Annotated in this window: 10 protein-coding genes; 3 read left to right on the forward strand and 7 right to left on the reverse strand. The window is 35.5% G+C overall.

Annotated features, from left to right (window positions below; translation table 11 throughout):
* Nucleotides 1–280: 280 nt before the first annotated feature.
* The gene (locus tag J2Y60_RS12730) at nucleotides 281–3,091 is read left to right on the forward strand and encodes a TonB-dependent receptor (protein ID WP_309916125.1); all 2,811 of its coding nucleotides are present in this window, start codon (nucleotides 281–283) and stop codon (nucleotides 3,089–3,091) included.
* A 223-nt stretch (nucleotides 3,092–3,314) separates the two neighbouring features.
* Here J2Y60_RS12730 and J2Y60_RS12735 read toward each other — a convergent pair whose 3' ends face one another.
* The 6 genes from J2Y60_RS12735 to J2Y60_RS12760 form a co-directional block, all read right to left on the reverse strand.
* Nucleotides 3,315–4,082 carry an SDR family oxidoreductase gene (locus J2Y60_RS12735; RefSeq protein WP_309916128.1) on the reverse strand — a complete coding sequence of 256 codons (768 nt, stop codon included), beginning with the start codon at nucleotides 4,080–4,082 and terminating at the stop codon, nucleotides 3,315–3,317.
* A gap of 24 nt (nucleotides 4,083–4,106) precedes the next feature.
* Nucleotides 4,107–5,213, reverse strand: coding sequence for a carboxypeptidase-like regulatory domain-containing protein (locus J2Y60_RS12740; RefSeq protein ID WP_309916131.1), 1,107 nt, complete (start codon nucleotides 5,211–5,213; stop codon nucleotides 4,107–4,109).
* Nucleotides 5,214–5,473: 260 nt separating this feature from the next.
* Nucleotides 5,474–7,456: a S9 family peptidase gene (locus tag J2Y60_RS12745; RefSeq protein WP_309916134.1), complete on the reverse strand. Its 1,983-nt coding sequence runs from the start codon at nucleotides 7,454–7,456 to the stop codon at nucleotides 5,474–5,476.
* 115 nt (nucleotides 7,457–7,571) lie between these two features.
* Nucleotides 7,572–9,290 (reverse strand): IlvD/Edd family dehydratase, encoded by a 1,719-nt coding sequence (locus J2Y60_RS12750; RefSeq protein ID WP_309916136.1) that lies wholly within the window; start codon nucleotides 9,288–9,290, stop codon nucleotides 7,572–7,574.
* A 145-nt stretch (nucleotides 9,291–9,435) separates the two neighbouring features.
* Complete coding sequence (locus J2Y60_RS12755; protein WP_309916139.1) at nucleotides 9,436–10,575, reverse strand: MalY/PatB family protein; 1,140 nt, start codon at nucleotides 10,573–10,575, stop codon at nucleotides 9,436–9,438.
* A complete protein-coding gene (locus tag J2Y60_RS12760; protein WP_309916142.1) occupies nucleotides 10,575–11,816 on the reverse strand; it encodes an MFS transporter in 1,242 nt (413 codons plus the stop codon). The genes J2Y60_RS12755 and J2Y60_RS12760 overlap by 1 nt, the downstream gene beginning before the upstream one ends.
* Nucleotides 11,817–12,293: 477 nt before the next feature.
* On the opposite strand from J2Y60_RS12760, the gene J2Y60_RS12765 reads away from it, so the two are divergent.
* Together J2Y60_RS12765 and J2Y60_RS12770 are read left to right on the forward strand one after the other, a co-directional pair.
* Nucleotides 12,294–13,916, forward strand: coding sequence for a S8 family peptidase (locus tag J2Y60_RS12765; protein ID WP_309916145.1), 1,623 nt, complete (start codon nucleotides 12,294–12,296; stop codon nucleotides 13,914–13,916).
* Between the two features lie 254 nt (nucleotides 13,917–14,170).
* A complete protein-coding gene (locus tag J2Y60_RS12770) occupies nucleotides 14,171–15,154 on the forward strand; it encodes a helix-turn-helix transcriptional regulator (RefSeq protein ID WP_309916150.1) in 984 nt (327 codons plus the stop codon).
* 40 nt (nucleotides 15,155–15,194) lie between these two features.
* On the opposite strand, the gene mog is transcribed toward J2Y60_RS12770, so the two are convergent.
* Entirely contained in the window at nucleotides 15,195–15,728 is a 534-nt protein-coding gene (gene mog / locus J2Y60_RS12775) for a molybdopterin adenylyltransferase (RefSeq protein WP_309916153.1), read from the reverse strand.
* Between the last annotated feature and the right edge of the window lie 78 nt (nucleotides 15,729–15,806).

The following is a 15,806-nucleotide window of genomic DNA, read 5'->3' on the forward strand; positions in this document are numbered from 1 at the left end:
ACGAAGAAAATAAAATATTATTTAAGCAACTATGCCTAGTTTAGGCAATTTATTCTGTAAAACTAAAAAAAATAAAATTTATGATTAAACCATTACCATTTACGTTAATCTAAGCGTTTTATATGAATTATCTAAGGTTAACATGAACTATAGAAATCAAAGTTACCACAAAAGAAATTAATTGCAGATAAGTCGCACAATTATTCGTGCTTGTCTCAAAACTGATTGCTTAGATAATGGTTTTTCTAATTTGTGTTAAAATAAAAATCAAATGTTTGCTATGAAAAAAATAAATATCCTCTTAGCCCTAGTCCTATTTTGTTCAAAACTTTCTGCTCAAACCACTATTAATGGTGAAATCAGAGAGATGGCGACACAGAAAATACTTAAAAGTGCCTATGTTTCGCTTGTTAACCTTGCAGATTCTACCAAAAAAAGGACAGTGCCTACTAACGAAGCTGGTAAGTTTCAATTCACTCAGGTAGGTGCTGGCAACTACTCTGTTCGTGTAAGTTTTCTCGGATATAAAGAATACAGACAAGCCCTTACAGTGGCGGATGAAGCTACTATCCCATTAGCAACCATGTTTTTGATTGAAGATAGCCAAACCTTGAATGAAGTACAGGTAGTTGGACAAGTAGCTGCTGTAATTCAGAAAAAAGATACCCTACAGTTTAATGCTCGTGCCTACAAGGTAAACCCAGATGCCAATGCTGACGAATTGATTGAAAAACTTCCGGGGGCTGTTGTTGAAAATGGAAAGATGCAAATTCAAGGCGAGGAGGTAAAACAGGTAATGATTGATGGAAAGCTTTTCTTTGGAAAAGATGCCACTGCTGCCATGAAAAATATTCCTGCTGAAGTAATTGATAAAATTCAGGTATTTGATCAATTGAGCGAACAGTCGCAATTGACAGGTTTGGATGATGGTAATACCACAAAAACAGTTAATATCACTACGCGTCCTGACATGAGAAATGGTGTTTTTGGACGTAATGCAGCGGGTGTCGGAACGAATGATACCTATAGAGTAACATCAAGTATCAATAGATTCAAAGGAAATAGTCGTCTAACACTTTTGTTTCAATCAAACAATATCAATCAGCAAAATTTTTCTTCTGAAGACCTTATTGGTGTAGCAAGCGGAAGTGCACAATCGCGTAGAGGCGGCGGTGGTGGCGGAGGTGGAAACCGCGGCGGTGGCGGTGCTGGCGGTGGCGGTGATAATTCTAGCAATTTTTTAGTTAATAATCAGCCTGGTTATAATTCAACGAATGCTTTTGGTCTAAATTATTCTAACGAGTGGGGAACAAAACTAAAATTGCAAGGGAGTTATTTCTTAAATCAAGCTAGTAATTCAATTGTTGAGAAAACCTACCAACAATATATTCAAAGTTCAAATACAGGACAAACGTATAGTGAAAATAGTAATTCAAGTACAAACAGTTTGAACCATCGTGCTTATTTTAGATTAGAATATAAAATAGATGATAATAATTCATTGGTAATGACACCTAACTTGAGTTTTCAGACGACTGATGCTAACTCTGGGTATGATGGAGTAACCAATTTTAATACTACCAAACTGAATGATGTTACTAATAAAAATGCTAGTAATAACCATGCTATCAATTTTTCAAATAACATATTATTCAGACACAGATTTGCCAAAATGGGTCGTTCTTTGACTTTCAATGTTACTACAACATATAATGATAGAAATGCAGACGGTTCATTGAAATCAGTGAATAATTTTTATGGTACAAACCCATCAGCTAGAATCCTTAATCAGCGTTCTCATACTGATGCTAATGGTTTTGGATTATCGTCAAGTTTGTATTATTCCGAACCTATCAGTAAACAAAGTGCTGTTTTCTTGAGTACAAGTTTTGGTTATAATGAAAACCAATCAGAAAAGTATGCCTATAATTTCTCGGATGCAGAGCAAACGTATAGTCGCCTAGATACACTTTTAAGTAACGTTTTTAATAGTGATTATTACAATTATAGAATTGGAACAGGATTTCGTCAGTTTTCAAGAACGATGAATATTTCGGCTGAAGTGCGTTATCAAAATGCACATTTAATGAATGAGCAAATATTCCCTAAAGTGTATAACTTAGATAAAAGCTTTAACAATATTTTGCCTTCATTCTCAATGCGTTATAATATTAGCGGTAATGCTAAATCTATCCGTTTTAATTATCAAACACAAACGCAACAGCCAAGTGTTAGTCAATTGCAAGAGGTGGTGAACAATAACAACCCATTGAAATTGTCAACAGGTAATTCAGCGCTTACGCAGGAATATCAACACCAACTTTCGTTGCGCTATACCGCAACGAATCCCACTACTTTCTCAAACTTTGTTACTTTAATGAGTGCAAATTTTGTGATGGGAAATATTACTAATAGTAGCTTTATAGCAGCCAGAGATACCGTAATCAGTAAAGACATTGTATTAAAAGCAGGTTCTCAGTTATCCCGACCAGTCAATTTAGATGGACAGTATTCTTTAAGAGGATTTATGTCTTATGGTTTCCCTGTAAAGTCTCTTAAATTAAACATCAATACCAACCTTACTGCTAGTTTATCGCGTACGCCCGGTTTGATTAATAATGTTTTAAATTATAGCGATTCTCAGAAGTATGCCTTCGGTTTGGTAGTTAGTAGTAATATTAGCCCAAATGTTGACTTTACGATTTCGTCAAACTCAAACATTAGTTATGTTCAGAACACAGTTTCTTCAAGTTTGAATAACAATTACTTTAATCAAAACCTGAAAGTGCGTTTGAATGTTATTTTCTGGAAGGGCCTTGTATTTAATACGGATGCTACTTATTATTCAAACTCTGGACTTTCGTCATCTTTTAATCAGTCTTATACGCTTTGGAATATGGCTGTAGCGAAGAAATTATTCGAAAAACAACAAGGAGAAATTCGCTTGTCTGTGTTTGATTTACTGAAATTGAATACAAGTATCCAAAGAAATATTACAACGACGTATATTGAAGATGCTCAATCGAATGTACTTCAACAATTCTTCATGCTTACGTTTAGCTATAATTTGAAGAAGTATTGGAAGAGTTAGGTGTTTAATTGTGAGTTAGTGAGTTAGCGACTGAGTGATTTTTTTTAATTGTGAATGAGTGTTTTGTGAATGAGTGATTAATTTTAAATAAAAAATAAATGATTTTTGGGAACTCATTTAATCTAAATCGCCTTTCCAATCACTCAATCACTCAATCACTCAATCACTCAATCACTCAATCACTCAATCACTCAATCACTCAATCACTCAATCACTCAATCACTCAATAAGGCGAAGGCCCAACAGAAGTCCACCCACCATCTACCACTATGCTTTGTCCAGTAATTTGTCTGGAAAGGGGAGACACCAAGAAAAGAGCCGCATTAGCAATATCTTGAACAGTAGAAGGTTTACCTGTAGGCGTAATACGCGACCACGTTTCTATATAATTAACATCACTTAACGTTCGTTCAGTTAAAGTAGCCCCTGGAGCAACAGTATTAATATTGATTTGATGTGGAGATAAATCAACGACCAAGTTTTTAGCCAATTGTTCAATACCTGCTTTTGTCATGCCATAAGCTGCCAAATATTTGTGAGCTTGATGGCCAGTAACCGAAGATGTTAATAGAATACTACCTCCATGTCCTTGTTCTACCATTTGTTTAGTGGCAGATTGAGTAAGGAAAAATGTTCCAAAAAGGTTTACTTGAAGAATCTTTTGCATAGATTCAGGCTGATATTCCCAGAAATCACCAAACGTAGTTATGCCTGCATTAGCAATAAGAATATCTAGTTTTCCAAAAGTAGCGATAGTACTTTTTATCAACGCTTGTATGACAGTTAAGTCGGAAACGTCTCCACTAAAAGCTTCGCAAATACCTCCAGTTTCTTGAATGGCTAGCGTAGATGCCTCCGCCAAACCTTTGTCGATGTCATTTAAAATTACTTTTGCTCCTTGTTCTGCCAATTGCCTCGCAATTTCAAAGCCAATACCAATCCCTGCACCCGTTACGATAGCTACTTGGTTTTGGAAACGTGTTTTAAGCATGATTTTATGGTTTGTTGCTAGTTGTTACTCTTTTTCGTCAAGCTCATAATCAGAAGGTAAAGCAGTTCCGATACGATAATTACCCATACTTCCCGAAAATCTCAAAGATTGCGGAGGATATAATTCGCCTTGTTTAGATAAATACTTCATCTCCTTGTTGGCTGGCTCGATAGAAGTGTATTCATAACGCATATACCTATATCGACGGTTAGGGTTAGGCGTAAAATCGTTTTTACCTTCATAAACAATTTCAATAGGAGAATTCAGCCTTAAAAAATACTGATGGTTGGCAGAATCTGGTGAAACTATGTTATCTAAATTTAGCTTAAAAGCTTTATTAGAAAGCTTATCATAAAAATCATAAATGCGATAATTAATTAGAGTATCCTTGATGACTAAAAACTTGTTATGCTCAAGCTGATGATTAATCATCGATTTAAAAAAATGATTTGGAGAACCAAGATAAGCTTCTCTACGGTTTTTAATCCAAGCATCTTGTTCAGCTTGAGTCTCAGCTTTCAAAGGTTCAAAACGAGTAATACTTAAATAGGCTACATCACCATTTGTTTTGTAGCTAAATTCTTTGAGCGAGCTAATTACTGTATATCCTAATTTTCGATTAGTAATTATCAGCGGTTCTTCACATTGGGCAATCAGCGTATTATCTTCCCAGTTTAGTCTTATGCTATTTCGATTCTCTATTTCATAGTTTTTGTCGTTAGCATCTACTCCTAAAAACTCGTGTTTAAAAGTTTTATAGTCTCGCAGCCATTGTCTACTATGTTTCGCTACAATTTTCACTTCTAATAGTTCTTTGCTAATCGCTAATAATTTAAAGGTAAGCATCTTGGCATGCAATTGCTTCGTTTCAAAAATAGAACTAATTGTATTATATCCCATAAACGATGCTCCGATTTGAATAGTACCATAAGGTACTTTTAAGGTAAACTCTCCTTTTTCATTCGTTGAAGTACCAATAGATGAGCCAACCACAAATACTGCCGCGAAGGGTAGAGCCTCACTGGTTTGCTCGTCAATTACTCTTCCTTTAATTAATTCCTGCCCTAAAAAAGATTGCGAGCTTAGCATTAAAAATAATAATAAGCAGTATCTGTAAAGAGCCTTTTTCATAGAATAATTGCGTTATTTAATTTGTGTGTTAAGTAATCAATACAATTTAACCAACGTTATTGTTTTTTGTAAGCAATTGATAACTAGTGATTTGGAATGCTAATTGATAGTCACTAATCACCATTTACTAATCACTACTTAATATTGAAAAGATGCTTTTAAATTACCTGATTACATTTATTGTGTCATAAAAAAATCTGGGAATGAATGTATAAAATAATACAGACATTCCCAGAGATAAGTATCGATGTTTTTAAGATTTATTTTTTCAAATATTTACCAAACCATTTTAAATAGCGTTCAAAACGATCGATTTGAAAACTTGGGTTCGTAATGCCATGAAATTGACCCGGATAAATAATTAATTCTGTTGGAATACCTACCGATTTAAAGGCTTGATACATCTGCTCACTACCAATGGCTGGCACGTTAAAATCACTTTCACCTACCATAAATTGTGTTGGTGTTTTGATTTTTTCAACTTTCAAGAATGGGTAAGACAACGCAACATATTTATCAAAGTTTTTCCAAGGAGCACCCAATTCATGTTCATATTGTAAAATATATTGGTCAGCACCATACATAGATGAAATCATCGCTACACCAGCACCACTCGATGCTACTTTAAAACGAGTATCCGTAGCAATAGTATAATCTGTCAGGATTCCGCCATAGCTCCATCCGCCAATACCTAGTTTTTCTGGGTCAGCTATGCCATTATTTACTACATAATCAGTAGCACCTAAAATATCCAAGACTTCTTTGTTACCCCAGTCACCTGAAATCACTTTACAATAAGCCAAACCACGACCATTTGAGCCACGATAGTTTACCGCCACTACATTGTATCCAGCCGCTGCCAACATTTGGCGACTTAAATCAAAACTGTATTCATCTTGTGCTACTGGACCGCCATGAATAAAAAATATAGTAGGCAATTTCTCCGTTTTTGAAGCATTAGCAGGACGATACAAAAGATTTGAAACCGCAGTGCCATCTTTACTTTTTGAAGTAAAGCCCTCTACACTTGCCAAAGCCAATGGTGCTAGAAACTCATCGTGATGTTTGGTAAGTTTCCTAAGGTTATTATTTTCAAAAACGTATAATTCTGCTGGTGTTTGTGGGTTAGACATACTCGTCAAAAATGAACCAGAGGGGTGTCTTTCTAAAGATCCAAAACTTCTTTCACCATCTAATAGCTTTGTCAATTTACCATCAATAGGGCTGAATTGTGCTATGTATCTGATTCTATCGTCACTTACTAAGGCAAGAATAGCAGAGCCATCTTTAGACCATTTTGGAGAAGAAACTGGTCTGTCTAAGGATTTACTCAATAGTTTTGGTTCGCCTCCATCTTTTGAAACAGTACATAAGATAGACTGGTCATACATGATATAGTCTTCTGAGGCCGTAGTCCTCATATAAGCAATTTGCTTACCATCAGGGCTCCATACTGGTGAATAGTCTCTTCCTGTCCACGTCGTAACTTGTTTTGCCGTCGAATTTGTCTTGGCATCTATCACAAAAATATCAGTGTTAGAGTTTTTGTCAGGGTCGGCAGTATGATTACTCAAGAACGCAATCTGTGTTCCATCTGGTGACCATACAGGCGAAGACTCATCAAAATTACCTTTGGTAAGAGTATCTATTTTCTTTGTAGCGATGTCATACAAATACAAATGGGTGTAGCTTTTAGTGATATAACCCTCCACATCTCTTTTGAATTGAAAACGGTCGATGACAATCGGTTTAGGAGATTTTGATTTTGAAGTATCTGCGGAGGTTTTAATCACCAACGCAATTTTTTTACCATCTGGCGACCATGCATAATCATTCAAATCACCTTTTTTTAAATCGGTCAGTTGTTTCCCTTCGCCACCTCTTCTATCCATTAGCCAAATTTGGCTACTTGTCAGCCCATTTCTTGACGAAATAAAAGAGAGATATTTGCCATCGGGACTCCAACGTGCTTGCGATTCACCGTCTGGGCTATTCGTTAATTGAATAGTCTCTTTACCATCCCACGAAACCATGTAAATATCTGCATTGCGTTTATTTTTAGCTGAGTCAATCGCTGAAAGCGTATAACTTACCCAGTTTCCTTCGGGTGAAATCTGCGCATCAGAAACAGTTTTTAAACGATAGACATCCGTTGGTTTGAGGGGACGTTTTGTGGGTGCTTGTGCTTGTAAACCAAGGCTTGTAAATAACGAAAAGGAGAGTAGCAATAAATGTTTTTTCATGTTGTTGTTGAAGATTAATGAATAAAATCGAAGATAATAAAATTCCCCAATGTTGACGAATACATTGGGGAATTATTGAAGATTGTTATAGAGATTCAATCGTTATATAAATATTTTAATGAGAATCTCTGGTAACAGTACTGCCAGATTTCCCTTTTAAGAAATCCATGTCAGCACCCAAATGTGCTTGTTCTACGTGATTGATGTATAGGTTTACATACCCACGCGTAATATTCATATCGATTGCTTGCCAATTTTTGCGTCTTTCTGCTAACTCTTCATCAGATACTTCCAGATTCAACGTTCTGTTAGGTACATCCAAACTGATATAATCACCATTTTGAACTAATGCTAAATTTCCACCGGCCGCTGCTTCGGGCGAAACGTGTAATACTACTGTTCCAAAGCCTGTTCCAGACATTCTACCGTCGGAGATTCTAACTAAATCGTGTACTCCCTTTTCTAATAACTTTTTAGGAATCCCCATGTTGCCTACTTCGGCCATTCCTGGATAACCTTTAGGCCCAACATTTTTCAAGACCATGATAGAGTTTTCATCAATGTCTAAATCAGGATGGTCGATTCGCTCATGATAGTCTTCAATGGTTTCAAAAACTACTGCTTTACCACGGTGTACCATCAATGCAGGCGTAGCCGCAGAAGGTTTTAATACTGCTCCATTGGGTGAAAGGTTTCCTTTTACAACTGCAATACCTGAATTAGGCTTAAATGGGTTTTCCATCGTAGCTACAATATTTCTATTATACACCTCCGCATCAGCGCAGTTTTCGCCTATTGTTTTTCCGTTTACAGTCAGGGCATCATTATGAATGATTCCACTCATTTCTTTGATAACCGCTGGCAGTCCACCAGAATAATACAAATCTTCCATGAAATGCTCGCCTGATGGTTGTAGGTTGGCTAACAAAGGAATATGTTGTGAGAATTTATCGAAATCTTCAATGTTTAAATCCACGCCAATTCTACCTGCAATTGCCAATAAGTGAATAACAAAATTGGTAGAACCGCCTATCGCAGCATTTACCATGATAGCATTCTCGAAAGCTTCACGGGTAAGGATTTTAGAAAGAGTAAGGTTTTCTTTCACCATTTCTACGATACGTCTTCCAGAAAATTGCGAAATCACTTTTCTACGTGCATCAGCCGCAGGAATAGAAGCATTATTCGGAAGAGATAATCCTAAGGCTTCTACCATAGTAGCCATCGTTGAGGCTGTTCCCATTACAGCACAGTGACCTTGGGTACGAGCCATGCACGCTTCTGCTTCCACAAATTCTGACTGTGAGATTTGCCCTAATTTATACGCTTCGGCAAAACGCCAAACATCCGATGTACCAATATCTTTTCCTTTGAAGTGTCCTTTGAGCATGGGTCCACCCGAAATTACAAGCGTTGGAATGTCTACACTACAAGCACCCATTACTAATGATGGAGTAGTTTTATCACAACCGCACAACAACACCACACCATCAATCGGGTTGGCACGGATAGATTCTTCCACATCCATACTTGCCAAGTTTCTATACAACATGGCAGTTGGTTTAATCAGGGTTTCCCCCAGCGACATCACTGGGAATTCAACAGGAAAACCGCCAGCTTCGTATACCCCAATTTTTACGGCTTCTGCCAAATCTCTAAAATGAGCATTGCAAGGGGTAAGCTCAGACCAAGTATTACAAATGCCAATTACAGGACGACCGTCAAATTCGTCATGCGGAATACCTTGGTTTTTCATCCACGCTCGGTAAATGAATCCATCTTTTCCTGTTTTACCAAACCAATTTTGAGAGCGTAGTGCTTTATTGTCTTCCATATTGCCAAATAATCATAGTTTTATTTACAAAGCGGAAATTATCAAAATTTTACCGATTTTGTATCCTGATTTTTGAAAGGTATTTTACAAATATCCATAAAAAAACCTCCAAGGTATCTTAAAACTTGGAGGTACATCATTTCTTTTAAGCCAAACTCTTTTTGATTCTATCAACGGCTTCGATTAATAGAGCTTTTGGACAAGCAAAATTTAGCCTAAAAAACCCTTCACCTTTGAATATTTTTCCATCCATAATCCTTACGCCACCTGCTAACAATTTTTCCTGAATATCGTTGATGCCTGTTTCTCTGGCATCAATCCAAGCTAAGTATGTTGCTTCCAACGGTAATAATTTTAATCCTTTATAGCCGTTCAGAGATTGGTATAAATAATCGTGATTGTCTTCAAGATAGTCAATCAAAGCCAAACGCCAATCTTCACAGTCACGATAAGCAACAATGGCGGCATCTTGTGAATAGCGGGTTAGCGGAGGGAAAAACCCTTGTTTAGCCATCTCAAACTTTTTCCTCAACACAGGATTTGAAATAACGGCTACCGAACATCCCAAACCTGCGATATTAAAAGTTTTAGAGGGCGCCATCAAGGTAACCGTTCTATTAGCAGCTTTTTCACTTAAACTGGCTAATGGTATGTGTTTTTTGGAGGCATCCAAAATCAAATCTGCATGAATTTCATCCGAGCAAATGATAATGTCATGCTTTTCGCAAATATCAACCAGTTGCTCTAATTCTTCTTTTGTGAAAACTGTTCCCCCTGGATTATGCGGATTGCATAGCATGAATAGCTTGGTTTCAGCAGTAATATTCGCTTCTAAGGCTTCAAAATCGAACGTCCAGCGACCTGCAACTTCTATCATCGGAAATGTTTGAAGTTTTTTGCCAACCACAGCAGGTGCTAGGTGGAAAGGATGATATACTGGAATAGCGGTCATCACAGCGTCGTTTAACTCGCCATAAGCTTTGCAACTAGCATAAATTGCAGGTACTAGCCCCGGAATCCATACTTGCCATTCTTTTTCTGTTTCCCAATTATACAGGTTTCTTAGGCGTTCTTGAAGGATGTCTTTTAATCGCTCAGGAACAATGGCATAACCCAAAACGCCATGTTGTGTAATACTATTTAATACATCTAATATAGGTTCAGGACATCTGAAATCCATATCTGCCACGGGCATAGGAATTACGTTTTCAGGGTCGTTGAACATATCCCATTTCTGAGAGTCTGTATTTTTCCTATGGATAATTTCGTCGAAATTATATTTCATTATTCGATAATTGGTTTGCGTAATTTTAGCATAAATGCTTTAAATCTTAAAGAAAGCAATAAGACAATAAACATTAAGCCTGCGTTTATCATAAACGCTAATTGATAAGAATGGTTTAAATTAAAAACAAATCCAGTCATCACTGGTCCAAGCAAAGCGCCTCCGCCTTCAAACATGTTAATCGTACCGTTGATTTTCCCGGCGGCTTTTAGCCCGAATGTTTTAATCGCAATAATGTTATATAGTGAATAAATACCACCCCAACTTACTGCCATCAATGTGATAGAGGGCAATATTAAAGCCGTATCCATCATAGTAAGTCCGAAAAACCCCAGTATCATCATAATACAACAAATTGAAAAAACTAGGTAAGGATTAATATAATCTGAAAAGATAGAGACGAACAATTTAGCGAATAATGCTATAATAAAGTACAAACCTAAATAAAAACTTGTACGTTTTTCAGTAAAGCCTAAACCAACCAAATGTAGAAAAATATTGGCAATTGTTCCTACTAAACAGTAAAAAGTTAAAAATCCACATAGACAAATTAACCAGAACAAATGTGTTCTGGTGGCTTCTGGATAGGTCATTCCTTCTGTCAATAAATTATTAACAGTATTCAGATTTCCTAATGGTTTTATATCAACATCATTCGGAGAGTTTTCAACAAAAAAATAGATATAAATAAAAATTAAAACGGGAAAAATGGCCAAAAAGGTAAAGCTTTGTCGCCAGCCATATTCGTGTAGTAGGTAGTGATTAAAAGGAGAAAATATGGCACTGCCCAAACTTGTACCACTCAAAACGATACCTAATGCTAATCCTTTTTTCTCTTGAAACCATGATGAAACCAATATGATACAAGACACCGAACCTGCTGTAATCATGGATACTCCTAAAAGAAAATGAATAAAATAGGCTTGATATTTGTTAGTGACAAAGCTATATGAAAACAAGGCAATGGCTAATATTAGGCTTCCAAAAAGCATCATTTTTTTTACACGAATTTTATCAATAATAATTCCAGAAACTAAAATGAAAAATAAAGTAACGCTATTAGTGATGGATTCGCGAAGTTTTAATTCATCTCTTTTCCAGTGAAATTCAGAGATAAAAGCATTATCAAAAACTGAGAGGGAAGTAGTAGTTAATCCATTGATGACAACGAGAATCAATAAACCAGAAAAACAAATAAGCCAAGGATAAAAAATTTTCTTTTCGTAAAGGATTTTGTTCATAATTTCTGAATTTATGGAGATACCCAAATTTAATGTATATACATCATATCATTAAACTATTCAGTTGCGTTACAGGTTCATTTTTAAGTATTAAATGAGGCAAATAAAAAATAAGCTTAAAAAATAAAAAAATATTCTTGGAATATCCATACAATAGTTGTTAATACTTGTGGTATTTTTACTCATTGTTTTATTATAATTATACTAACCACTCCGGATTATATTGTAAATCAGCTAATTACACTTAGCTGAAGATTGAAATTATACAAAAGTTATACCACATATAAAGGTGATTTTATGATTAAAAATGATAAAATATCAAAAAAATGATTAAATTTTGGCTCAAAAAGCAAAATATAGCCAATATTTAGTTTTTTCTTTTAAAACAGTCATTTTTATCTGAATTTCCTTTTTCATAGCTTTACTATATAATTCACTCAACAAAATGTTATAATCCTTAATGTTTTTTTTACCACTATGAATATTATATCAAAACTAAGTCTGATTTGGTTAATCTTTCTCTTCCATGTTACTAATGCTCAATACCTTGAACCTTCGTTAGACCGTGCGCCGTCAAATTGGTTCAACCTAGATTTCTTGGATGATAAAGTAAGAGGAATAAGTACCGAAAAAGCTTATAGAGATATACTAAGAACCAAAAAATCAAAACCTGTTATCGTTGCTATTATTGATTCTGGAGTAGATATTCTTCATGAAGATTTATGTAATAAAATCTGGGTTAATACTAAAGAGATACCTAATAATGGTATTGATGATGATAACAATGGGTATATTGATGATATTCATGGATGGGATTTTTTAGGAAATAAAGCAGGTGAAGATATCGCTAAAGAGAGTCTGGAAATTACGCGTGAATTTGCTAGACTTCAAAAGAAGTATCAAGCTAAAGTAGATGTAGAAAAACTGTCTGCTAGCGAAAAAGAAGAATATAATTTATACAAGAAATATAAACTAGCGTATGAAAGTAAAGTAAGTGAAGTAAAAGAGCAAGGTACTTTTGTAATTAATTTATACCACAAATTTATTGAAGCGAAATTCTCGCTTTGCAAGCATTTAGGCGTAAAAGATATTACAAAGGAAGAGTTAACTAAAATAGGTAGTAAAGACACGGAGGAGTTAAAAAAAGCTAAAAGAGTATTTGAACTGATTTTGGATTTAGGACAGGATGAAGCCAAACTTCGAGAGGCTTTTGAATATTATGATACTCAATTAAATTATGGCATCAACTTAACGTATAATCCTAGAGATTTGATTGGTGATGACGTTAATAATATCCATGATAGAAATTATGGCAATAACGAAGTAAAAGGTCCAGATGCACACCACGGAACGCACGTAGCAGGAATCGTGGCGGCTAATAGGAATAATGATTTAGGTATTGCAGGTGTAGCCGATAATGTTCAGATTATGGTAGTTAGGGCATTGCCTGATGGTGACGAGCGTGATAAGGATGTAGTGAATGCTATTTTATATGCAGTTGAAAATGGAGCGAAAGTGATTAATATGAGCTTCGGAAAAACAGTTTCTCCGCAAAAAAGTGCAGTTGATGACGCTGTAAAATTTGCTCAGTCGAAAGGTGTTTTATTAATTCATGCGGCGGGGAATGAAAATGAAGACATTGATACGAAAGAAAATTATCCAACAAAACGATTTTTGGATGGCGGTGAAGCCGATAACTGGATTGAAGTAGGAGCGACGTCTTGGATGCAATCGCCCAATACAGTGGCTGAGTTTTCAAATTATGGACAGAAAACGGTTGATGTTTTTGCTCCTGGTGTAGACATTCAATCTACTGTAGTGGGTTCAAAATATGAAGATTTAAGTGGCACAAGTATGGCTGCACCCGTTGTAAGTGGCTTAGCTGCATTATTGATTTCGTATTATCCTGAGCTTGATTATAAACAAATAAAGCAAATCATTCTGGAGTCATCAATCAAACTAACGCAATTAAAAGTTGCTCGTCCGGGTTCGTCTGAATTAATAGAATTTGGAAAGCTTTCTACCAGCGGAGGAATAGTGAATGCTTACGAAGCTGTAAAGATGGCTGAAAAAATAAAAGAAAATACGACTAAAAATTAGTGCTATTTCGTTGATTTTAATAAATGTCAATTAACATATTGAATTTATCAATTCATTCTGAAGCAATAATTAGTATTTTATTGAAATATTGGTTATTTTTCAAAAACTTTTGTCAGAAAAAAACAAGATGGGTTTTAATAAAATTAGCTTGCTTTATACGTGGCAATAGTAAAATATAATGACATTTTTCATCAATGAATAATTTTTCTTGTAAACGTTAATTAAGACAAGAGCTTCAGATTAACCTTCAAACCATGTCTATCGTTAGCAATAATATAAAGTATCTTCGTCGATTAAATGGACTTACTCAAGAACAATTCTCACGTAGAATTGGTATTAAGCGTTCTCTGCTTGGAGCTTACGAAGAGGCCAGAGCAAACCCAAATTTAGAAAACCTGAAAACCATCGCTCAGGTATTTGGCACATCGGTTGATTCGCTGATAAAGACTGATATTAGAAAAATCAGGGAGACTCCAGGTATAAGTTTGGGACAAAGTACTACTGGAATCATGGAACAAGTAAAAGTACCAGTAAATGATACAGTGGGTACTTTTCAGAAAAAAGAAGTTGAAGCACAGCCTATTGCTAAAATTATTGATGAGTATTTTCAAGAAAAGGAAGAAGACAAGCAACCTATACGTACAGAGAAACAATTTGTACCTAATAGGCTAAATTATAATATTTCAGAAAAAACTTTCCAGTCATTTACTGATAATCAGTATACTAACAATAATAAACCGCTTAGCGAAAGTCCACAAAAGAGTTTTGAAATTAGGATTCCTTATGTAAAAAGAAGTCAGATTAAAGATTATTTAGCTAATTATACTAAATCGGAGTATATCAAGACATTAGCTACATTCTCCCTTCCATTTGTGAGCTCTGAAAAAAGCAGGGCTTTTGAAATGGGCAGTGATTTTCCTTTACAAAACTCAGTAGTAATTGGCAATGCCATCGAACACTGGACAAATATTCTGGATGGCAAATTTTATATTTTGATTACGCCACAACAAGGGATTATTTATCGAAGAGTTTATAATCAAATAAAAGTAAAAGGCACTTTGTTACTAAGTTCTGATGATTCCTCTATTCCAAGTTTTGAAATTTCATTGAAATCAATTGCTGAGATTTGGGAAGTGTCTGCTTTTATCAGCAAAGAACTTCCAGAACCTAGAATCTCTTTAGAACGAGCAAAATCTTTGATTGAAGAATTAAGTTTAGAACTCAATCAGTTGAAATAAAGAAAAATGCCTGCAAAATTAATTTTGCAGGCATTTTTCTTTATTGCTTTGGTCGAAATTCTTTCATAATCTCTTGATTACAAACAAGGTAAGGCCCTTCAAGTAAATCAATACAATAAGGAACGGCAGGAAAAACAGCATCCAAACATTGGCGAATAGCTTTAGGTTTTCCGGGTAAATTGATGATTAATGATTTTCCTCTGATTCCAGCCGTTTGGCGTGACAAAATGGCTGTGGGAACATATTTCAGACTTTCCATCCTCATTAACTCGCCGAAGCCAGGCATCATCTTTTCACAAACAGCCTCGGTTGCTTCTGGGGTTACATCTCTTTTACTCGGCCCAGTTCCTCCTGTTGTTACTATCAAGCAACAATTGTGCGTGTCCGCCATTTCGATGAGCGTTTCAGAAATTAAAAACTGCTCATCTGGAATTACTTTGTAAACAGTTTCAAATGTGGAGACTAAATATTCTTTTAATGTTTCAACAACGGCTTTTCCGGGAATGTCCTCATAAATACCAGCACTTGCTCGGTCTGAAATATTAATTACCCCAATTTTAATAAGTTCTTGCATATATTTAAGCGATACTTGGTAAATGTTTTCTTTCAAATTTTTAAATATAACTTAAAATTCTTTGAGGACTAGTATTTG

This window comes from Arcicella sp. BE140, from assembly GCF_031456255.1.
In the GTDB taxonomy this organism is placed as follows: Bacteria; Bacteroidota; Bacteroidia; order Cytophagales; family Spirosomataceae; genus Arcicella; species Arcicella aquatica.